Source organism: bacterium (assembly GCA_022763185.1).
In the GTDB taxonomy this organism is placed as follows: Bacteria; Bdellovibrionota_G; JALEGL01; order JALEGL01; family JALEGL01; genus JALEGL01.
In genome coordinates this window covers 15804-38539 of sequence record JALEGL010000008.1, presented here as the reverse complement: position 1 = coordinate 38539, position 22736 = coordinate 15804, and the positions used below count along the sequence as shown (strand labels likewise).

Here is a 22736-nt window from a genome sequence, read left to right as displayed (position 1 = left end):
CTACTATTTGATGTACATTAGGTAGTAAAGTAGCCCGGCCAATGATCCGCCCAAGTGTGCGCCATGGCCAATCCCCAGTCCACCGCCTTTGGTTTGGGCAATTAAACCCCAAACATCAATACCAATAAAAAGCATGGAGCCAATCAAGGCTGGCACGGGGACTATACCAAATAACAAAATTTTCTCTTTAGGAAACTTTAAAGCAAACAATAAAATGACCCCAGCAATGGCTCCTGAAGCCCCTACAGCGGGTAAGCTTGCTTGGCTCATTAAAAATTTACTCACCACCGCATGTGCCAAAGAACCAATGACTGCAGCAAAAATATAAAATCGCCAAAAGGATGTTTTACCTACAATCATTTCTAACACAGGGCCAAAACTATTAAGAACAAACATATTAATCAATAGATGCCATAACTCAATATGAGAAAAGGCTGATGTGATCAAGGTCCAAAACCTATTTTGACTTAAGGCAAGCCAGCTGATGGTAAAATGTTCAAACATGACTTCTCTGGGCAAAGTCCGCCAGAGTAAAAAGACAATGACATTTAAAGCAATACATAAGGGAACAAAACTTCTTAGCACAATAGGCATCATGTATCATAAATAAACACAAAAATTAACTTTCTGGCCTCAATCAATTGGCCTTACCCGTTTGATCTATTTTATGATATGGCAAAGCTGTGCTGCCCACCCAAACAAGTATAGATCATGCCATTAAAAATGCTTTATCAGCCTTCAAACAACAAAAGCTGGTTGCCATTCCTACAGAAACGGTTTACGGCCTGGCTGCCCCAATTGATAATGAAGCCTTGATCCATAAAATTTTTACCCTCAAAGAACGCCCTTTCTTTGATCCACTGATTGTTCATGTAGCCAGCATTGAACAGGCCAAAAGCTTAAGCTCTTGCTGGTCAGATACCGCTCAAAAAATAGCGCACAGCTTTTGGCCGGGTCCATTAACCATGATCCTGCCCAAAAAAGAACATGTATCTGATATTATCACTGCCGGTTTACCTACGGTTGGCATCCGTTTTCCAAAACATTCCCTAACGCAGACCCTTATTGAATCACTTGGCGTTCCTTTGGCTGCTCCCAGTGCCAATAAATTTAAACAAACCAGCCCAAGCCAAGTTGAACATGTACAAAAAGCTTTTTCAGAAGATGATGTTTATATTTTAGATGGTGGCTCATGCACAGTAGGTATAGAGTCAACCATAGTTGAGTTAACTCAAGGAGGGGTTGGTATTTTACGACCTGGTATGCTCAATCAAGAAGATTTTGAAAACATTGGAATCCACTGTATTGAAAAAAAACCAAATGACTCCATCAACGCACCCGGCATGATGGAAGATCACTACATGCCCAGCAAACCTTTATTTTTAACGTCCAGTTTTGATCTATCAACCATAACTGATTTTTTAAATCATATACAGCTCAACAGTTATATGGAACTAAAACTTCCAAATGATCCAATCTTAGCTGCACGCTCTCTCTATACATTATTGCATCAAGATAACGATTATCATTCATTTGTCTGCCATATAAAACCTTCTTGGCATTTAGATCCAAAGTGGCAAGGTATATTGGATAGATTAAAAAAAGCTGCTTCAGGAATTATTGATTAACAAAGTCTACCAGGAGGAATTGAGTATTTTTTTTCTCTCTGTTTGTGGATATTTTTCAATGGCATAGCGTAACATGGTTCTAGGCATGACTTTATAATGTTTTTTTAAAAATTGATCTTCCGTTGCTTTGGATCGCTTTCCCACTTCTCTTAACATCCAACCCACTATTTTATGAATCAAATCATGCTCATCATCCAATAAAACCTCAGCTAACTTTAAGGTGTCTTGAAACTGATTTCTTTGAATAAAATAGTAGGTGGTCATCATGCTAATTCTCTTGGTCCATAAATTTTTTGACCTGGCCCAGGTGTATAAAACAGATCTATCTTTATCAAAAAGATGAGGGCCAATAATTTTATGACAGGTTGTATCGACCAAGTCCCAATTATTGATATTTTTAAAATTGTTGGTGTACACTTTATAAACTTGATCAGGATTATCTTTATATTGATGAATCAAAATAAAAAGTCCCAGAAGTCTTTTTTCATGCCACTTTGAATCTAAAAGTTTTTGAACAGTGCTCAAGTCAATATCTTTATATTGTTTAGCAAGCTTTCTAAGAACAGGAACACGAATCCCTAAAAAACAATCTCCTTCGCCATACTCACCTTTTCCAGTTTTAAAAAAGCTCTGGGCATGTTCGGCATAGCTTTTATTTTTTAAAGCATTTAAATCTTTATCAATAGCCAACATATTCATTTACTATAACTTTGGCTGTTCAATTCCACCCAGAGCCGTAATACTGGAAAACCCTCCCCAATACATACGTTGCATATCAAACGGAGCATTATCAAAATCCATTTTTTTCATGCGATCATCATCCATAACTTCTTTTTTAATTCGATCTCTATCTTCTTTATTTTTATAAACTGCAAAACCAGTGACCAAGACTTCATCATCTTTTAAATCTACACTTTTATAATAAGAGGTTAGGTCTCCCAAACTCACATCATCTGCCAAAGCTTCCGTATAAAATAAGGCTCCATGATCTAACCATACTTGTGCAGATAGTTTAGACATTGTTTTGTATTCATCTAAACGATTCTTTTTGACTGGAATTACATAGGTATCAAGATAAAACATATCATTACTTTTTTTCACTCATGGCTTTTTCAAAAACTTCTTGCTCAGTCATGGTATGGGTTTCATTGGCAAAGTCGTAGTAGCTTGGTTTATGATCAATGAAGATTTGATGATCAAGTTTAAAGTTTTGATCATCAAATAAACCAGCGGGAATAAAATATTGTTGCTCCTCTTTTAAACGATAAAACAAGCTACTGCCACAAACCTTACAAAACCCCCTTTCTGCCCAGTCTGAAGAGCTATACACCCCAATATGTTCCTGACCAGAAATTTGAACATCTTGCCCACAATCAACTGCCAATAAGGGACCACCAGCAACTTTTCTACACATGCCACAATGACATGCTCCTATAGATCTATTATTAGATGCAACATTCATCTTTACAGATTGACATAAACACGTGGCTGTATTGTTTGACATAAAATTTTCTCCTTTGTTTTTTAATACCTTATATTTAGATTTACTTCTTCAGCAAAGATTTTTTCTGTTATTTTCCAAAACTTATCCTGTTTACGAGCTATGATAAAAGCTGGCACTCTAAAATGATTTTGTGCTGAAATTACATCCTCAATAGAGTTTATATGCAACTTTTTTTCTGGTCTTTTCATATGCGAGCGTAAAAAATTAATATGAAATTTTTGCAAACTGGTTCTGTTATTTAAATAGTAATATTCTGATAAAGCATTGGCATCAAAATCATAGTACTTGATTTGTAAAAAATCATTGCCATGTTTATCTTTTCTTTTTTGCCACTCAACATGATCAGGAATTAAAACATGGGCTGTCTTTGACAATTTGGCTTGCTTTAGTTTTTCTTCGGCACTGACCAACTCATGTTGACACTGTGTACATGCCCTTGCTGTTAGATCATTTTGCTCACCACATTTTTCACAGATCTTAAATCTAAACCTGTATCCACATGCTTTTATGCTATAGCTCTCATCGTCAAACACACCCCCTTTGCACTTTCTTCCATAATGCTCTACAACATTGCCTTCATCATCCACAATACCCCAAAAAGTATTTTCAAATGCACATTGCGGGCATTCAATCAAGACAGGAACAGCGTTGGACGTGGTTTTTCTTTCACTGATTTGTGGGCTGTATATATCATAGCTCATGCCTGTATAGTCTAAAACAAAACAATCTGTTTTATGTTTATCCAAACGCAAGCCTCTACCAATTATTTGTTGATACAAGCTTATTGATTCTGTGGGTCTTAAAATAGCAATTACATCAACGTGTGGAGCATCAAAGCCTGTCGTTAAAACAGATACGTTCACCAAGTATTTAAATTTTTTTTGCTTAAAATCTTCAATGATCTGATCTCGATCTTGAGCTTCGGTTTCTCCAATAATCAAACGCGCATTATCTTTGGGCAAATACTCAAGAATATCACGAGCATGTTTGACTGTACTGCTAAAGATCATAACCCCTTGGCGATCATACTTTTCAGCAATATCTATGATATTTTTAATGATTAAGGGTGTTAAGCTTCGTTGTTGCTTTAGCAATTCATCCACTTCTTTTGTTGTATAGAGTTTACCCGGTTGAGCCAGTTCAGAAAAATCATAGCAGGTGACTGGAATATCAACCTTTACCGGTGGCGTTAAATAGCCATGCTTGATCATGTAGTGCAATGGCAGTTCAAAAATACAGTGCTGAAAAAACCTTGGTTCCGTTGTTTTAATTTCACCCGTATCCGCATAATTGTAAAGCCAACCCAAGTTTGTTCTGTACGGCGTTGCGGTTAAGCCTAAAACACATATATCCTTATTTTTTTCTTTAAGTTTCTGGATCACTTTGCCGTATTGTGTGTCGGCATCAATATTCACTCTGTGACACTCATCAATTACCAATAAAGTAAAAGCCTCAAAAAAACTGTCCGGCGCATTGGCAACAGACTGTATCCCACCAAAAATAACTTTTTCAGCGCTTTGCTTTTTATTTAAACCGGCAGAATAAACTCCGGCTTTTAACCCATAACTTTCAAACTTAGCATGATTCTGCTCAACCAATTCTTTGACATGCGCCAAGACCAAAACCCTGCCTTTGGCAACACGGGCCAACTCGGCAATCACCAAACTTTTTCCCGCACCCGTGGGCAAAACAATTAAACCCGGATTACGCTTCTTTTTAAAGTAGGCAATGGTGCTGTCAACAGCTTGTTTCTGATAGTCTCTGAGTTGATACATACAGTCTTGTTGTTCTAGCAGAAACTTGTTAACGATGCTAATCTATTGCACCTGGCCCAAGAGAAGTTTATCCAATACTTTTTCTTTAAGGTTTACTTGGAACACAGCTTTTGCTTTTCATCCAGTTCAGCCCAGCGTTGATACATACTTTCAACTTCACTTTCTAAGCTTTCCTGTTGCTTAGAAAGTTCTATTAATTTTTCTGGATTACTGACCACTGCGTCACTTGCAAGGTCAGTTTTCACTGATTCAAGCTGAGCTTCTTTTTCCAGAATTTTTTCTTCAATATGCTCTAACTCATAGCTTTCTTTATAGCTCATCTTTAAAACATTATTGGAACGCTTTTTTTGGGTCTGTTTTGCTTGTTCTAACTTGGCTTGATGTTGTTTTTTTTGCTGTTCTTTCCAATCTTGCCATTGCAAATACGACTCAAAACGAATCAACTGCCCTTCTTCTTCGTTCAATAAATCGTTTTTATCTGTAAAGGCAATGATACTATCACAGACCTGCTCCATGAATAACCTGTCATGCGTAACCAAAATGACTGCCCCAGTATAACTTTTTAAAGCATCTCTTAACACATCCAAGGTTTCTATATCCAAATCATTGGTAGGCTCATCTAGAACAATTACAGGTGATGGTTTGAGCATTAATTTGGCCAGCATCAAACGTGCTTTTTCTCCTCCAGATAAAGCTTTAACAGGCATAGTGAACTGTTCTTTTTTAAAATTAAATCGATTTAAATAGGCATCAACAAACCAAGGCGTTCCATTGACAAAAACATGGCCGCCTTGACTGTCTAAATTTTCCATCAAGCTTTTTTCCTGGTCTAAACCTGCTCTGGTTTGGTCAATATAATTGGCAAATAAATTCTCGGCTCTATCAATGCTGCCTGTATCAATGGCTTCTTCACCCAACAAACAGCGAATCAAAGTTGTTTTACCCACGCCATTTTTACCCAAGAGCGCTATCCTTGAACCGGCCATCAAGCTCAAATCAAAATTTTTAAATAAGATTTTATCCGCATAAGCTTTTGATATTTTTTTAGCTTCAATCAGTTTTTTAGGTAACTTTTGATTGACTGAAAACTCAATACTAAGGTCACGTTTTTTATTCAGTTCACGTAAAGCATCCACCTCTGTTTTTAATGCTTGTGTTTTATCTATTCGTGCCTTGGCTTTGGTAGTTCTGGCTTTGGCTCCACGTTGCAGCCAAGCTGTTTCTCTTCTGAGGATATTGGCTTGACTTGCTTCAAAAGACTCCTGCGCTGCTAAAACGCTTTCTTTGTGGTTTAAGTACTGATCGTAAGACCCCTCAATTTTTAACAAACCCTCTTTGTATTTTGGGTCTAAATCAAAAATAGTGTGACAGACATTTTGTAAAAACAACCGGTCATGGCTAACACATAATAATGTTAAGTTTTTTTGTTGTTCAAGGTAGTCTTCCAGCCACAATAAACTTTCTATATCAAGATGGTTGGTCGGTTCATCTAAGATTAATAAATCGGGTTGTTTCAATAAAGCTCTAGCCAGCGCCACTCTTTTTTGTTGCCCACCAGATAATGTTTTAATTTCTGCATGTCTGTCAAACCTATCAGAATCTAAACCTAAACGAGAGATGAGTTCTTCTGCCATTGATCGTTGACGTTTATCAAATGCATCGTCTAAAACCGCTAAAAGTTCTTCTTCGATTGTTGCATGTTGAAAACTGGGAGATTGTTCCAAGTAGCCTAATTTTAAATTTTGAGTATAAATAACCTGCCCAGCGTCCGCTTTTAACTGCCCCGCAATAATATTCAATAATGTGGTTTTCCCTGCACCATTGGGTCCCAACAATCCAATTCTATCTTGATGCTGAATTGAAAAACTTAAGTTTTTAAAAAGACTTTTAGCACCATGAGACTGGCTTAATTGATGAACACTTAAAAGAGGACTTGACATAATAGGGCTATAACCTACTTAAAAACAAAAAATAGTCTAGCACAAACATGATCTCCTCTTTTAAAATTACATGTCATGGAAAAGCTTCTTTTTACGGCTTTTTGATAAAAACTGCGCATGTATTAAAAATCTACAGCCACTGATAATGTCAAGTAATGAAGCCAAGCAAAGGTATTCACTTTCTCATTGCTTGCACCACCTTCAACTGTTCGATAGCCAAAGCCTATATTGGTATTTTCAAAGGTGCCCTTAAAAGGGCTATAACGTATCTGTAAGGTAGCATCTTCCGCTCTTCCTTGGGGTGCGGCCAATGCTTCAATATCCAGTAGCAAGAACAAGTCTTGATTGAAGTGGTATTCAAGCCTGGCCAACAAAAGAGGAACAAAGCCTATATTACTGTATACACTGCGTGTTGTTGCATTGCTTAAGGCTATTCTTGCATCTCTTATTTTAGCTGAGAAACCAATAGCAATCTGCCAAGGTGAATCAGATCTTAGGTGGTAAAGGTATGCAAGGCGATACGAGTTAAACTTATAAGATCCAGTCACCGGGGCGCCACCAGAAAAAACAGCATCATTGAACTCAATATTATTGTCAGACAAGCCCTCAACCTGAATATTAAGCGGTGCATACAATGCACGTATTGAGTGTCTATCATTAAAATGAAACCAAAAGTATACACGGCTTGCAAAAAAAGGACCCGAGGCAAAGTCACTCAAAGAAAAGGCAGTACCCGTATCACCAGGAATTTGGACATCGTTTCGGCTTTGCCAGGTTGAAGCAACCTCAGTTTCTATTCGAAACCGGGATTGTCTTTCTTCAGCAAACGCCCAATTGATAGCAAAAAGTGCGCTCAACACTATTATGGATGGTGTTTTGATAAACATATCGCAAAGCATACGGTACCGACTTTTTTTCAGCATGGCTTATGGGAAAATTCCGTTTTCTTCATAACTGATTGCAATTTTATTAATTGCACTGATAAAGGCCGCTGTTCTTAAATCGATGGCAAAATCTTTAGATTGACAAACCTCAAACAACTCATGCAAACTGTTAATCATTGTCTCTTCTAAGCCTGAAGCCACAAGGTTTTTTTCACCTCCATGATTTGCATACTCATCTATTTTTTCTGAGTCAATTGTTGTGCCCGTGATTTCTGATACCAGAGCAGCCATATTATTAAAGCTCTTTTGATCATAGCGGCGCTCAATTCTTCCCAAACGAATATGTGATAAATTTTTGATCCACTCAAAATAAGAGACAGTAACACCTCCAGCGTTCAAGTAAACATCCGGAATAATCACAACTCCCTTTTCAAAAAGCTTTTGACTGGCTTCATCTGTCACTGGACCATTTGCCGCTTCCGCAATTACTCTAGCTTTAATCACATTATAATTCTCAGAATTGATCTGTGCTTCTAAAGCTGCGGGAATCAAAATATCGCACTCATATGAAAACACATCCTCACGATTTTTTGTGAATTGTCCGCCTGGAAACTTCTCAATTGTACCCTCTTGTTTTCTATACTTGTATAAAGCTTCAATATCTAAACCTTGTTCATTGCTAATCATCCCCTCATATTCAGATACTGCAACAATTTTTGCACCAAATTGACTTAAAAACAAAGCACTGAAATAACCTACATTCCCCAGACCTTGAATAGCAATACGTTTGTTTCGAATACCGTGCTCAACACCATATGCTTGAGCAATGGTTTTGTTTTCACAAAATTCTTTTAATCCAAATGCTACACCCAAGCCAGTAGCCTCAGCTCTTCCTCTAATACCTCCCTGTGTCACCGGCTTACCCGTAACACATGCAATAGCATTCAACTCATTACTTAAAGACTTGTAGGTATCAGAAATCCAAGCCATTTCACGAGCTCCTGAGCCATAGTCAGGAGCTGGAACATCAATACCAGGACCAATAAATCTTTTATTGTACAACTCAAAAGTCAAGCGCCTTACAATTCTTTCTAATTCTGCTTCTGAATAATTTCTTGAGTCAATTTTGACAGCTCCTTTGGCTCCCCCAAAAGGAACGTCGACGATTGCACATTTATAGGTCATCAAGGCAGCCAAAGCTTTTACTTCATCTTCATTGGCAATAGTAGAAAAACGAATACCGCCTTTACACGGTGATCGATGATGGCTGTGTTGAGCTCGCCAAGCTTCTATAACCTCAATTGATCCATCATCTTTTTTAATTGGGAAATGAATATGAATGATAGAATTTGTCTTTTTAATTTGATCTAAAATATCTTTTGAAAAACTGGTATATTTTGCCGCTCGATCAAAACTAAGTTCTACCTGTTTAAAAAAACTCAACTTTTTCATTACACTTCCTTTAATTTAAGATTTGCACGCATACTTTATATCAAACGCATTAAATCATACACTGGTTATAATAAGACTGCATTTTTTAAAGGATATAAAAAAATTCGCACGCCTTTATAACAAAGATTTGGATTTTTTTTGCTTAAACAGTTGCTTAGTTAATTATTGTGAAACAGCAAAGTTAATAAGCAATATACGTTTGATGTTTAGCAGTTTAACATTCACTGTGATTTAAAAGGTTGAGCTACATACTAAATGCATAGCAAGCAAATCAACTAAATATAACTAAAACACATGTACTTTAGCAAGAACACACAATACAATATCAGCAAAGAATCATTAATCATTCATTAAATAACACACTACAATACTACCAGGGCAATGGTTCACCATTAGCGTGCCAAAAGGTTCCGGTATCTGTAAAATCTTTGTCTTCAATAAGTTTGGCTATCTGTTGTGCAGATTCAGCTGCGCTGATATGACCATTATGTTGCGTCATATCGGTTTTAACGTAACCTGGATGAAGAATCAAAACACTGATTTCTTTATCTTTTGCATCAATACTTAAATTTTTTGCTGCCATATTGACTGCCGCTTTTGACATTCTATAACCATAATTATTTCCAGAGCTGTTATCTGTAATTGAACCCATTCTGCTACTCAGTATAGAAAATTTCGATCCTTTATCCATATGGGGAAGGAAAAACTTAAAGGATAAAATTGGCCCTACAGCATTGACTTCAAACTGTTCAAGCAAATTATTTTTATCTAGAGAGTCAAATTGATCACTTTTAAGTATTCCTGCAACGTGAATCACATCATCAAAATGAATATCCTTTATATTTGACTGTAACTTTTTCACAACATCTATTTTCTGTACATCAAAGTCCGTGATAATTTGTTTAGGATTAAGTTTTTCTAAAGCTTTAGATGTATTCCTGCAAAATGCATAAACTTCATGTCCAGCTTGCGTGTAGTGGTTAACCAGCTCTAAACCAATACCTCTGTTTGCGCCAATAATTGCAATATTCATTGATAACTCCTTAATTATTCATCATATCAAGATGTAAGTTAAAACATCTTTAAATTCTATTCAAGCAAATGGTTTTACTTAACAATACAATAGACTGAATAAAACTCAGACATTAAAAAATAAAAAGCCTCTTCACTTCACTTAATCAATAAGTTAAAAAAGAGACTTTTTTTTATAAAACATTTATCTTTAGAAAGAGTAGTTCAAGGCCAAGTTGACAATGTTTAAGCTTAGCACATCTTGGTCAAAGAAATAGTTAACATCAAAAGAGTACTTTAAACCTAAACCTGTATCACCCAAAGTGGTCATTAAACCTAAACCACCACGAACACCAATATTGTCTTCGGATGTGTTCAACAAAATAGGTAATCCAAAGTTAACAACTGGCTCAATGGCTCTATTGGCTCCGGGATAAAAGTTTAATAAAGGCGTTACATACAGAGGGTTTTCATCAAATCCTTTATCTTCAACACCAAATATTGCTTCCACTCCCACACTCCATGTTGGATCGGGGAAAATTTCACCTCTAGCACCAAACAAAGATGCTGTAGAGCCTTCTGGTTCACTTAATTGATATGGCATTAAAAATACTGCTCCAACTTGAACATCTCTATCATTGGTTTCTACCATATAGCGTTCTTCTGCATAGGTTAATGATACAAACCCAGCAATTAAAGCTATCATTACTTTTTTCATTTTTTGCTCCTTGCTTTAAATTATTTCATGTTCACAACAATTTAATTTAAAATATACTTATCTGATCCAACTTATAATTCATCTGACTAAAGTTAGTGCAACACTGAGCTGAATAAAGGGTTTATTTTTTGGACACAGTTCATTCATCAACAATGTTAATTGATGACTCTAAAATCAACATTGGCCTAGTTAAACTTTGCCTGCGTTATTTAATCGATATCGTTCAAACCATTAGCTTTGAAAAAGCTTTTTGAGCCGCTTCATTGCCAATGATGGCAACCCAATCCCCCGCTTCAAATCTCTCATCAACTCCTGGATTGGGTATAGCTGTATTTTCACGAATGATACCAACAATAGAAGCCCCTGTTTCTGAACGTGCTTTAGAGCTGGCAATTGTTTGCGTTTTCAATGGACTATTTTCCTTAACTTGAAACCATTTTAAAGGAAACTGTTGTTCAGCAGCTTTAAGCTGTCTTAAGGTTTCATAATGTCCACCTTTGGTAAAGTAAGGTGAAAAAAGATCACGACGTAGATTCTCAGTATGTGTTTGAATATCTTCTACGGGCATTTCATCAAGTAACAAAACTTCTCTTAACATTTCAAAACTTGCTTCATATTCAGGCAATACAATATTTTGAACACCTAAATCTTGGAATACCGTTAAAGCCTTAACATCAGACGTTCTTGCAACAAAAGATAAATTTAGATTAAGGTCTTTTGACTTTTTTATAATATTTGTACTGCTCACTAAGTCAGGAACAGTGATGACCATACTGTAGGCTTGATCTACTTTTGCTGACCTTAGAACAACTTCATGACTGGCATCACCATAAATGACTGGAACTTTTTTGGTTTTTAACTCTAAGAAACGATAATGATCATGTTCAATAATAACAAATGACTTATCTATTTTCTTAAAAACTTTAGCAAGACTAGACCCAACTCTTCCGCCACCAATAATAACCGTATGCTTATCTAAACCCTTGTCGCTGATATTGGACATAGATAGCTCTTCATGTTTTGAGAAACGTTTTTTCAAGGCGTAGACTTTAGGAACCAGTTTTGAAACAAATGGAGTAATAATCATGGTCACAATGGCTGTATTTAAAATTAATCCATACAAGTCTTGTGAGATAGATTGGCTAGACAAACCTAACTGTGCAAGTACAAAAGAAAACTCACCCACTTGAAATAATCCGGCGCCAACAGCTATGGGAACAACATTTTTATAATGAAACAGCTTGGTTATCAAGGCAAAAATCAGCCCTTTTCCCAGACTTACCAAAATTACCAAGGACACAATTTCTACCGCATGCTCTTTAACAAATACCGGGTCCAGCAACATTCCAACAGATGCAAAAAACAAAAGGCCAAAAAGATCTCGCAAAGGGATAATATCACTCAAAGCTTGATGACCAAAGTCTGATTCACTTAAAACTATACCTGCCACAAATGCTCCAAAAGCAAAAGACAGCCCTACATGATAGGTAAGGTAACCCACACCCAAGCCCAGTGCTGCTATAGCTAAGAGAAAAAGCTCTTTAGATCCAAGTCTAGCAATATAAGATAAGAGCATGGGAAATACTCGTGTGCCCACAAAAACCATCATCAGAATAAATGCCAGGGCTTTTGCTAAAGCAAGAATTAAAATAGACACACCACCCTCAGGGTTATTTAACTGAGGCAGTATAATCATCAGCGGAATGATGGCCAAGTCCTGAACAATGAGCATACCAATCATGACTTTACTGGAAAGTGTTCCCAACCAGCCCTGGTTCATTAAAGTTTTTAATACAACCATGGTACTTGAAAGAGAAAGCAATGCCCCCAGCCAAACACATTCTTTCCAGTCTAGCCCCAAATACATGCCAATCCCATAGCCTAAAGCAATGGTTAACATCATTTGCAGAGGGGTTCCCAATAAAGCCACCCACTTTACTGGTTTTAAATCTTTAAATGAAAACTCTAGGCCCAAAGCAAACAGCAAAAGAGCAACACCTATTTCTGCCAATTTTTCAATTTCGTGCACATCAGAAACGGTAAGCCCCCCTGTATAGGGCCCCAAAAGAATACCCGCCGCAATATAACCAAGAATAATAGGTTGACCAAATCGTTGAAGAACAATGCCTAAAAAAAAGGCAGTTACAATTAAAAATATAATGTCTGTAGCAATTCCCATACTGTATCCCTTTAACCTTAATAAAAATATATAGCCATAAACATTACATTCTATCTTCTAAGATCTAAAAAAACATATCATGTTTTTATACAATTTTTCTTAGTAGTGATAAAGCTTAGATATTCATGATGTGTTATCTAAGTTACTTCAATAATGGAAAGTAGTATAAGCTATAAATTCAATACAATTTGTCAGTAAAGGACAATTTATGAGCAAGACACCTGTTGATTTTTTTAATGAAGGTATGGCTCAAGTTTACGATGAACGAAACCGTAAGCTCAGTCCAATAAAAGATGCCCTACATTTTTCAAGTCGTTTAATCTTAAAGACATTACCTGAAGACTCAAAAGTTCTATGTGTAGGTGCTGGAACGGGGTCTGAAATCCTTTATTTTGCCAATATCTTTCCAAAGTGGCGTTTTGTTGCTTTAGAGCCCTCAAAGTCAATGTTGGATGTATGTAAAAAAAAGATGGCTAACGCTGGTTTAGTCAACAGGTGTGAGTTTATTCATGGTTATATAAATGATGTTCCTACTCAACAAGACTTTAATGCAATTTTAAGTCTGTTTGTAGGACACTTTGTTGAAAAAGAAAACCGTATAGATTTTTTTAAGCACATGACTCAACGCCTAAACATCGGTGGATACCTAATCCACACAGAAATTAGTTTTGATCTAGATTCATCCAAGTTTCCACAAATGCTTGAAAAATGGGAAGAAGTTCAAAAACTGATGGGCGCTACACCTGAAACTTTGTCAAACCTACCTCATCAACTAAGAGAAGCCTTGACTGTTCTGCCTCCCTCAATAACAGAAAAACAAATGCAACAAGCAGGCTTGAAAGAAACCATTCAATTTTTTCAGGCCTTGATGATTTGCGGATGGTTTGCCAAAAAATAAGCTAGGCAATTAAAACAGCTCAAGAAACGTACAAATCATTTTGTAAATCCATATCTGAATTAATTGCATAGTGCTCTAAGTCACTTACTCCTGCTTTGGACAATACCTCTTCGTCCAAAAACAGATGCCCGGTTAATTTTTCTGGCGCTTGACTTAAAATCCAGTGTGCTGCATCAGCAACAATTTCAGGCTTTCTACTACGTTGAATCATCTTGTCGCCACCCAGTAAATTTTGAACCGCTGCTGTAGCAATGAGGGTTTTTGGCCACAAGCCATTAACAGCAATAGTGCTGTCTTTAAATTCTTCAGACAAACCTAATGTTAGCATACTTTGGCTATATTTAGATACCGTGTAAACACTATGCTTTGCAAACCACTTCAAATCTAAATCTATGGGTGGACAAATGTTAATAATATGCGCATGATCACTTTTCTTGAGATGAGGTAAGGCAAGTTTTATCAAATGAATGGGAGCATAGGCATTAATTTGTGTCATTAAATCAATACGTTTACCTTCAAGCTGATCCAAGGGCTGTAATTGAATGGCTCCGGCATTGTTCACCACCATATCCAATTGACCATAAGACTTGATGGTTTGGTCAACCACAGCTTTCAATTGTGATATGTCACGGACATCACAAGCTATAGCCATGGCTTGGCCACCTTCTTTTTTAATTTCATCTACCGTCTGATGAATTGTTCCAGGCACTTTAGGATGTGGCGTTTCTGTTTTGCCTAAAATCACCACGCGCATGCCTGCTTTTGCCATACGCAAAGCAATGGCTTTACCTATGCCACGACTACCACCACTCACAACTAATACTTTATCTCTTAGTTTTTCTATACTCATAAAAAGACTATAGCAAAAATACAAAAAGAGTCTTGTAAATACACCACCTACTACTCATTCTATAGTCGTCAAATATTCACTCTCACTGTAAATGAAGTTTAAAAAAGAATCTGTAACTAGAATAGGCTGTTAATAAAAACCTACTTTAAAGGTTGAATTTAAACTAAACTGGCCTTTCAACCCACTGACATAAAACAACTTATTTCAACTGGTAATTTTGTAACAAACTGTGTTATAATGAAGCTTCAAGGGGGAAAACTTGAAAAAATATACAACTTTTTTATTCGCAGTAGTGTTTAGTTTTACACAGCATTTAATTTTAGCTCAAGAAAGAGGCCTAATCGGGTCTGAGTTTAGAGCTTTTCAAAAAATGACAGAGTCAAATTTAATTAACAATGAAGATAGACAAAAAATAATCTGTGAATATGCCACCTTATATGAGGTCAACCCAACTGCTATTGCAAGCATCTTATGGAAACAGGGAGAGTTTCAAGATGCCGCAGAGTTAGTCATGGCTGATAGAGCTAAAAAAATGGCTCTTAATAAAAATGGCTACGCTAGCTTAATACAACACTATAAAAGTGCTAAAATTGAAGACCAAGAACTTGAATCTCACGGTATGATGACTCCAAGAAGAAACTCTTTTGATGGTGCTATTTTTAATTCTATTGGTGCTTCTGAAATAAAAATTTACATGGCCATGCGCATGGTAGAAATGAACTGGTTCCATGATGCACAAAAATATATTAATGCAGACGGTGACCCTGACCCATTAAACATAACCCAAGCCTTAACAGAGTTTGAGGGGACAATAGAGTTTGTTGCGGCCGAACTGTATTGGATGAAAAAAACTTATGCAAGCATAGCTGAGATAAACGATGTAACTCAAAATTTAGGGATGGTGTGGCAGTTACATAAAGCCGGAAACTTTAAAGCTTTAGCAATGCGTAGAAGAACTCGTCAACTGTCTGGCGATCCAATTCCAAAGGCCGCTTCAAGCGGTTTCATTCCAAAAGAGATTAGAAATGCTATTGAGTGTTCTCGGCAGAACAATTAAATTTTATTGATACAAAGTATTGAATATTTTTTAATGCAATCTAACTTTTAAAACAACCTCTTCAAGCTAGTCTAGAGCCTAAAAAATTAACATTACGTTATGTCAAAAGCCTCAAACTAAAAACCATTGAAAACAATAATTTTAGTTTGAGACCCTTGTACGAACCAATAAGTTATATTAAAAATCTAAGTCTTATTTTTAACTTTTATGCTCATTCATCCAACTGTTAAATTCATGCTCAGCTTCTTCTTTGCTTTTACCATATGCTTGTTGAATTTTACCAATGATTTGATCATAATTACCTTCCAAACGATCTACATCATCATGTGATATTTCTCCCCACTTCTCTTTAAATTTACCTTTTACTTGATTCCAATTTCCTTTTACAATTTCTTTATTCATTATTGTTTTCCTTTTGTTTTAGTTTTTAATTAGTTTTTATAAGGTTTTACTTTTATTTATTACATGTCAAACGCACACTCTCAATTTTATCCCAAACAGGTATCATTTTGAGTTTTTTTACTGATGCATTTGCTTTTAAGGTATAGTCTAGATCTTTATAATTTTCATCACCATAAAGATGCAGCGTTGCTTTTTCTCCTACTTTTACACTATCTGGATATCCTCCAAAGCTGTATGGCTTCAAGTCAAAGTCAATATCACCTAAACTATATCTACCCGCTAAAGTAAGATTTGCTCCCTTAAAATTTTTTTTGTCATAGAACGTTGCCCAACAACCTTCATCCATTGCTAACGCTTGGTATGTATAAATCGTAACATATTTATCAATTGCTTTATCATTGTATTTTTCATCTGATTTTTTCTTATGATCATCAGCAAATGATAAATTTAATGTAAATAATGTTGCCATCATTATACTGACTGCAATTATTTTTTTCATACTAACCTCCTTTTTTTGATTATGTTATTTTATAATTGGAGACTACCAGATACATTGCTAATAAAAACTAACCTTGGTTAGCTTAAAAATTAAAACCTCTATTACATACTCTTCATCATAAAACACTTTTAACCAAAGTTAGTGTTCTTAAATAAATTCTCATGATTTTGTGACTGTTATAGGTATTTAAAATGAAACAAAAACAACCAATACAAAATATTAATTCTAAGTTTATATTAAGCTTTTATTTGCTTGTATTTTTCTGTTTTGTGAATAAATCATACGCTACAAAAAAAAATGAAACTAATCTTAGTGTAGCCTATAATCCGTTGTTGACGGATGAAGTAAACAATAAATGTCGAGATAGCTATGGAATTTTTGATGATGCTTATTGTTGTTTTCTAAATGATACATTAACCCCTGGTAAAAAAAGTCTTGATCTTAGGAGTCATATTGTCCAGCCGAACAAACGATTTATTTTAGCCCAGTATAACGGTTACGAAACTACTACACACTCACAGCTTCATCCAAGCCTTTTTTTCAACATCCCTATAATAATTTACCTTATACCTGCTATCAATAACAGCAACGATTCAGATCCAGAAGTAGTTTCAGATGTGTATTTAACTTATTACATCAACAAATCTCCTAATAATAAATTATTATTACTGAGTGACGACCTTGCATTACACTATGATTTGGGAGTTGGAGACGAAACCTATGTATTATCTTTTACTCCATTCAAATTAGGAATTTCATACAATTTTTAAATTTTTTCTAAATTTTCTTGTATGCACAACACCCGATAAAATTTATTCATATAGAAAGCAAATTCATCAAATTTTATGTCTACTTGAATACAGATATCCTCATACCATGTATTATAAAAAACTTTTTGAGCTCTACTCGCAGCTATAAACTGTTATAACAACGTTATTTGAACTCTTGTTTTATATTAGCTGTTTTCTTAGCCTCTTATATTAAAAGATATAGATTCTCAATTAAACCTGTGTTAGGCAACCTGAACTGTGTGGGCTAAAATCAAATTGCAAGCACCCTTCTTAATGTTTGGCACATTATTTACTTTTGGCTCAAGTTTTGGACAAACCTTTTTTATTTCACTTTTCATCCCATCTTTTACCCAAAGCTTTGAGATATCTACAAGCACGTTTGCAAATTACTATGGCTTAATAACTTTAACCAGTGCTATCTTACTTCCAAAGTTAGGTAAATATATAGATGACTGGGACCTCTTACATTATGCAACGGCTGTTGTTGTTGCTTTAGTTCTAGGCATTATTATACTAACTCTCAGTCATCATTATCTTCCATTTATTTTAGGCTTATTTTTGATACGGATGTTAGGGCAAGGACTCATGAGCCATGTGGCGGTTACGGCCAGTTCTAGGTATTTCCAGAAAAATCGTGGCAAAGCACTCTCATTTGTATTGAGTGGTCACCCCATTGGAGAAGCCTTGCTTCCAGTAACAATGGTATATCTAACACAACAAATGGGTTGGAGAACGGCTTATCTCACTGCTGCTGGCTTTTTGTTGTTTGCTTTATTGCCTACAGCTTGGGCTTTGGTCAAATCAGCACAAGTTTTTAGAAAAATTGAACCTGACTCCTCTTCACCAACAAAAAATCCACTAAATCCATCGTATTCAAGCTCAAATCAAAATATCTCTAAATCTTTTTTATTTGCTATCTTGCCCTCTTATATTGCTGTTCCCATGTTTATTACGGCCTTATTGTTTCACCAGAGTTTTATTGCCAAAGAATTAGGGGTTAGCTTAAGCTTTTTTGCAAGCTGTCTTAGTCTGTTTGCTCTTTTTCAAATTATAGCCAATGTTCTGGTTGGTCTACTCATTGATAAATATAGTGCAAAACTGATTTATAGTTTTCATTTACTACCTCTCATGCTTGCCCCTAGCTGCCTTCTTTTGAGCAGCAACAAACTGTCCATAGCAATGTATTTTATATTATTAGGTATTTCTGCTGGTTATGCCAGTAATGTAAAAATGGCTTTTGTTGCTGAGTTGGTTCCTCTCAATCAATTGGGTAAATTTAAAAGCATGGCTGTTTCAGCCATGGTATTTTCAACCTCAATTGGACCTGCCTTATTTGCCCAAATTTTCAAGCTCTGGCAAAGCTATAATGCAAGTTATCTATTTATTATTTTTTATTGTCTAGCCTCAGGTATTTTAGCGTTAAGAAGCATTCCTAAAGTTCGTTCATTTTATTCAACCTAGAGAAAAATCATCTAAGAAATCAATTTTTTTAATTTTACTTTTATTTTTTGAGGCTTTACGTATGCACAAACTCATCATTATTTATATTCTTTTGAATTGATTTTTCATTTTTTTTGATTTGAATAAGTAAAATAAAATTATTGTGTATTGTACAACTTCCATTGTATATAAAATATATCGATTGTTTTTAGTCATAAAATCAAATGTTTCAATGAAGCATAAAGTAGTGAGACATGCATACATCACAAGCATTGCTTCAGGCGTGTATTTCCATTTCTTAAAATATCCAAAAAGAAAAAAAAGACTTGTAAGCGTAGCCAATACCCAGTGTATAAATTGAGTACCTGAAGGAAAGTTTGGGTTTTGAAGAGATCCAATAAAAGCATAACCTGTCACGTATTCAAAAATGCCAAATAGCCCCCATATACCCAGCAAAAGGTGAGCTACCAAAATAAAGTAACAAAACATAGAAGATAAACTGTTCATATCTAATCTCCTTTAAATTTGATTATCCTCTAATTCTTTGAAGAAAACAATAAGTTAACACCTTAAACGCTTATCAAACCTTAATCATTGCTGTGTAACATTTTATTCAAAAATTCTTCAATTTTTTCTAATGAGATATCCAATGTTGCTTCACCCACATACCATTCAAGCATAGAGACCTCAGGTTGATCTGAAGGCTTTATATTTGAAAAGCCCCAAATACCCATTTCTTGCGATACTTCCAATGCTCGTTTAGATAAATCTTTACTCTTACCCTTAACCATAAGGTGAAACATATTGACTTGAGGTGTTTTCGGATTGATAGAATAACCTTGCATTGTTGATATCAGCTTACATATTTCTTTTGTTTTTTGGTAATATTTTTCAAAGCGAGCTATTCTTTTTTTTAAATTGTAGCGTGCAGACAAATAAACTGGAAAGGCCGTGATTAAATTTCCACCATGTCTTCTATTCCAAATACGTGCGTTATCTATAAAAGATTGGCTCCCAAGCAATGCTGCCCCTGAAATAGCTCCAATACCTTTATAAAAACTTATGTAAACACTATCAAACAAGCTAGCAATTTCCTGATACGTTTTTTTATAATATGAAGCGCACTCCCAAATTCTTGCTCCATCAAGGTGAACTTTTATTTTTTTTGAACGCAAATATGTAATCTGTTCATTTAAGTCTTTCCATATTGGTAACTGTCCTCCAATTTCTCGTTGAGGCAACTCAAAAATAACCACCGAAGGAGTTTCTTTTAATTTTTTTAAATCTTCAATATTGATCAATCGACTTTGATCACCAATCAATTCAGCATTTAGCTTATGCAACACTTTATAAGCAGAATGTTCATGCAATTCTAAATGGCATGTAGGATGAAATGCAATCTTTGATTTTTTTTGTTGCTCCGTCCATATACGCATAGCAATTAACTGAGCCATTGTTCCAGTTTGAAAAAATACACAGTCTTCAAAACCAAAGAGATTTTTTAATTCATATTCAAAATCTTTTATTGATTTACCTTGACCATAGCGATCCGCTTCTTCATCAGAAGAAACATAATCATACATTTCTTTAAAATATTGTTTAGGCTTTATTGGGTAATGTCCATGCAAAAATATTTATATGAACGCTGAATTTTCAAAGCATCCTTTTGGTTCATAATTCACCAACTTATATAAAGTAATTAAAATTTCATATAAAAAAATACGGCCCATCTTAAGTTTTGATTTATTTGTATTAGCTCATTAATTTTTAGCGCTGTTGATCAAGTTAAAATTTGACCTTTAACTTTAAAAAGATACCGTTAAAATTATGCATATCTCAAAAAAAACCATTGTTATTACCGGCGCTTCTTCAGGTATAGGCTTAGCAACCGGTTTAAATTTTGCAAATCAGAACTGGAATGTGGTTAATTTAGATCTCGCTCCCCCTAAAGATGCGCTTCCAAAAAACATACACTGGTATAAATGTAATGTTTGCAAGTGGGAAGACATTCAAACCTCTACCTTACAAATCAAAGAAAAATTCTCTAGCATCGATGCTCTTTTTGTTAATGCAGGGTCACATACATCAGGTATTTTAGAAGAAACATCCAACGAAAGCTTTGAGAAAATTTTAAATCTCAATATACGAGGTGCTTTTTACATTTTAAAATCTATTTTACCTCTTATGAAAAAACAAAAAAATGGGTCTATTGTATTGTGTGGTTCAGAACAAGTTTTTCAGGCTGCCCCAGAAAGTGCCGTTTATGCTATGAGTAAGGCTGCTGTCGTCAACATGGCTAAAACATCCGCTCTGGATGCTGGCCCTTATGGGGTTAGAGTCAATGCTATATGTCCAGGTCCAACACATGCGCCCATGCTTGATCAAGCGATAGAATCTTATACCCAAGCTCACCCAGATGTATCTAGAGATAAGCGTAAAAGTGACCTAGCAAAAAAAATTCCTCTTGGAAGAATAGCCCATGCTGAAGAAATTGCTGATGTCGTATCATACCTCTGCTCTGAACAGGCCAGTTACCTTTCTGGAGCAATCATTCCTCTGACGGGTGGACGCTAACACTATAATATAAAATAATGTTTTTTAATCAAACAACTTAATTAAAAGGCTTAATTGCACACTTTTAATTTTAATTGGCTATCAATTGTTCTTAAATTGACTTAGCTCCGTTCTTCTAAAAAACCAGAGTAGTTACTTAACTAAACTTTCATCTAAAACTAATTCTTGATCATCCATATTTTCTAAATTTTCAAAAAATGCATACTTAAAATTTTGATCGATATTTATACAATATTGTATACGGGCATGCATAGATTTTTCTAAATTTTTTACTTCCAGTATATCCTTCTTTTTTCTACCTAACCGCAATTGATTTAAGCGATACTGTCCCACTCCAAAGCAATTAAAAAAATGTGGATGTGAAACATAACCAACGGCAAATAAATCAAAGGGATTGAAGCCTTCTTCACCAACAAGCTTCCATAACTGAAACCAAGGCTTAATTTGTTTTTTTACTTCATGCATCTTTTCATTAATGTTTCCTAAACGCTCCATATCATGCTGATCAAAGAACATCTGTCTGGCCAATTCAAAAGGAACAATGGTTATTCTTTTTAAAAGTTTCAGTATAAGATCACTTGAAAACAGATCATGCGCAATATTTGCATCTGGAATATATTTGGGTCCAATTTTGAACTTCCAGAATTTTTCGACTCTTCTTCCACCAACCAAAATAAGATTCTGAATTTTTGGTATCAAATCTGGTCGCTTTAAAATAACAGAGGCTATGTTGGTCAATGGTCCCAATGCAATGATGGTTAAATGATCATTTTTCTCTAAACTTTCTATCAGAGCTCTTTGTGCCTCTGTCTCCTTAAAATAACGTGGTCTCCTTGCTCCAGAGTAAATACGTATTTTTTTATTTTGCTCACTGACTATTTTAAGTGCAGACTTATATGCTCGCTGATGTCCAGCATTACCATAAAGCGTACTGATACCTTCAATTTTTATGTTTGGTATGTGAATAATATGCAATAAAGCTAAAATATCATCAACATCATGAAAGTACTGTAAAAAATTACTCTCATACATAGCAACATCTGTATCAATCCAGATTTTTTGATTTTGCGCGAACACTGATTGAACAAGCACAAATATGCCTACTAGATAAATTTTCATTTGATTTCTCTTGAT

22 protein-coding genes are annotated in these 22736 nt (G+C 35.3%); 6 read left to right on the top strand and 16 right to left on the bottom strand.

Annotated elements, in window-relative coordinates; translation table 11 throughout:
• Window positions 1–3: 3 nt before the first annotated feature.
• Window positions 4–597 (bottom strand): rhomboid family intramembrane serine protease, encoded by a 594-nt coding sequence (locus MRY82_05275; GenBank protein ID MCI5072336.1) that lies wholly within the window; start codon window positions 595–597, stop codon window positions 4–6.
• Window positions 598–683: 86 nt separating this feature from the next.
• On the opposite strand from MRY82_05275, the gene MRY82_05270 reads away from it, so the two are divergent.
• Window positions 684–1628, top strand: coding sequence for a threonylcarbamoyl-AMP synthase (locus tag MRY82_05270; protein MCI5072335.1), 945 nt, complete (start codon window positions 684–686; stop codon window positions 1626–1628).
• A 6-nt stretch (window positions 1629–1634) separates the two neighbouring features.
• Here the strand turns inward: MRY82_05270 and MRY82_05265 are convergent, their stop codons facing one another.
• The 10 genes from MRY82_05265 to MRY82_05220 form a co-directional block, all read right to left on the bottom strand.
• A complete protein-coding gene (locus MRY82_05265) occupies window positions 1635–2327 on the bottom strand; it encodes a DNA alkylation repair protein (protein MCI5072334.1) in 693 nt (230 codons plus the stop codon).
• 3 nt (window positions 2328–2330) lie between these two features.
• Entirely contained in the window at window positions 2331–2729 is a 399-nt protein-coding gene (locus MRY82_05260) for a DUF1428 domain-containing protein (protein MCI5072333.1), read from the bottom strand.
• Window positions 2716–3132, bottom strand: coding sequence for a GFA family protein (locus tag MRY82_05255; protein ID MCI5072332.1), 417 nt, complete (start codon window positions 3130–3132; stop codon window positions 2716–2718). The genes MRY82_05260 and MRY82_05255 overlap by 14 nt, the downstream gene beginning before the upstream one ends.
• A 20-nt stretch (window positions 3133–3152) precedes the next feature.
• A complete protein-coding gene (locus tag MRY82_05250; GenBank protein ID MCI5072331.1) occupies window positions 3153–4907 on the bottom strand; it encodes a DEAD/DEAH box helicase in 1755 nt (584 codons plus the stop codon).
• 92 nt (window positions 4908–4999) lie between these two features.
• The gene (locus tag MRY82_05245; protein ID MCI5072330.1) at window positions 5000–6847 is read right to left on the bottom strand and encodes an ABC-F family ATP-binding cassette domain-containing protein; all 1848 of its coding nucleotides are present in this window, start codon (window positions 6845–6847) and stop codon (window positions 5000–5002) included.
• Between the two features lie 122 nt (window positions 6848–6969).
• Window positions 6970–7770, bottom strand: a complete 801-nt coding sequence (locus MRY82_05240) for a hypothetical protein (protein MCI5072329.1) — start codon at window positions 7768–7770, stop codon at window positions 6970–6972.
• A 3-nt stretch (window positions 7771–7773) separates the two neighbouring features.
• Window positions 7774–9183, bottom strand: coding sequence for a Glu/Leu/Phe/Val dehydrogenase (locus tag MRY82_05235; protein ID MCI5072328.1), 1410 nt, complete (start codon window positions 9181–9183; stop codon window positions 7774–7776).
• Window positions 9184–9553: 370 nt separating this feature from the next.
• Window positions 9554–10216, bottom strand: a complete 663-nt coding sequence (locus tag MRY82_05230; protein MCI5072327.1) for an SDR family oxidoreductase — start codon at window positions 10214–10216, stop codon at window positions 9554–9556.
• A gap of 189 nt (window positions 10217–10405) precedes the next feature.
• Window positions 10406–10912 (bottom strand): hypothetical protein, encoded by a 507-nt coding sequence (locus MRY82_05225; GenBank protein MCI5072326.1) that lies wholly within the window; start codon window positions 10910–10912, stop codon window positions 10406–10408.
• 223 nt (window positions 10913–11135) lie between these two features.
• Complete coding sequence (locus MRY82_05220) at window positions 11136–13091, bottom strand: cation:proton antiporter (GenBank protein MCI5072325.1); 1956 nt, start codon at window positions 13089–13091, stop codon at window positions 11136–11138.
• A gap of 208 nt (window positions 13092–13299) precedes the next feature.
• On the opposite strand from MRY82_05220, the gene MRY82_05215 reads away from it, so the two are divergent.
• On the top strand, window positions 13300–13989 hold the full coding sequence (locus MRY82_05215) for a class I SAM-dependent methyltransferase (protein MCI5072324.1): 690 nt from the start codon (window positions 13300–13302) through the stop codon (window positions 13987–13989).
• Window positions 13990–14008: 19 nt separating this feature from the next.
• Here MRY82_05215 and MRY82_05210 read toward each other — a convergent pair whose 3' ends face one another.
• Window positions 14009–14839: an SDR family oxidoreductase gene (locus MRY82_05210; GenBank protein MCI5072323.1), complete on the bottom strand. Its 831-nt coding sequence runs from the start codon at window positions 14837–14839 to the stop codon at window positions 14009–14011.
• Between the two features lie 259 nt (window positions 14840–15098).
• Between MRY82_05210 and MRY82_05205 the strand changes: the two genes are divergently transcribed.
• The gene (locus MRY82_05205) at window positions 15099–15896 is read left to right on the top strand and encodes a hypothetical protein (protein MCI5072322.1); all 798 of its coding nucleotides are present in this window, start codon (window positions 15099–15101) and stop codon (window positions 15894–15896) included.
• 198 nt (window positions 15897–16094) lie between these two features.
• Here MRY82_05205 and MRY82_05200 read toward each other — a convergent pair whose 3' ends face one another.
• Together MRY82_05200 and MRY82_05195 are read right to left on the bottom strand one after the other, a co-directional pair.
• Complete coding sequence (locus MRY82_05200; protein ID MCI5072321.1) at window positions 16095–16298, bottom strand: CsbD family protein; 204 nt, start codon at window positions 16296–16298, stop codon at window positions 16095–16097.
• A 52-nt stretch (window positions 16299–16350) separates the two neighbouring features.
• Complete coding sequence (locus MRY82_05195) at window positions 16351–16797, bottom strand: hypothetical protein (protein ID MCI5072320.1); 447 nt, start codon at window positions 16795–16797, stop codon at window positions 16351–16353.
• A 191-nt stretch (window positions 16798–16988) separates the two neighbouring features.
• On the opposite strand from MRY82_05195, the gene MRY82_05190 reads away from it, so the two are divergent.
• Window positions 16989–17567 carry a hypothetical protein gene (locus tag MRY82_05190; protein MCI5072319.1) on the top strand — a complete coding sequence of 193 codons (579 nt, stop codon included), beginning with the start codon at window positions 16989–16991 and terminating at the stop codon, window positions 17565–17567.
• A 294-nt stretch (window positions 17568–17861) separates the two neighbouring features.
• A complete protein-coding gene (locus MRY82_05185; protein ID MCI5072318.1) occupies window positions 17862–19049 on the top strand; it encodes an MFS transporter in 1188 nt (395 codons plus the stop codon).
• A gap of 566 nt (window positions 19050–19615) precedes the next feature.
• Here MRY82_05185 and MRY82_05180 read toward each other — a convergent pair.
• Window positions 19616–20611, bottom strand: a complete 996-nt coding sequence (locus tag MRY82_05180; protein MCI5072317.1) for a beta-eliminating lyase-related protein — start codon at window positions 20609–20611, stop codon at window positions 19616–19618.
• A gap of 244 nt (window positions 20612–20855) precedes the next feature.
• Between MRY82_05180 and MRY82_05175 the strand changes: the two genes are divergently transcribed.
• Window positions 20856–21602: an SDR family oxidoreductase gene (locus tag MRY82_05175; protein ID MCI5072316.1), complete on the top strand. Its 747-nt coding sequence runs from the start codon at window positions 20856–20858 to the stop codon at window positions 21600–21602.
• A gap of 132 nt (window positions 21603–21734) precedes the next feature.
• Here MRY82_05175 and MRY82_05170 read toward each other — a convergent pair whose 3' ends face one another.
• Entirely contained in the window at window positions 21735–22721 is a 987-nt protein-coding gene (locus MRY82_05170; GenBank protein MCI5072315.1) for a nucleoside hydrolase, read from the bottom strand.
• Between the last annotated feature and the right edge of the window lie 15 nt (window positions 22722–22736).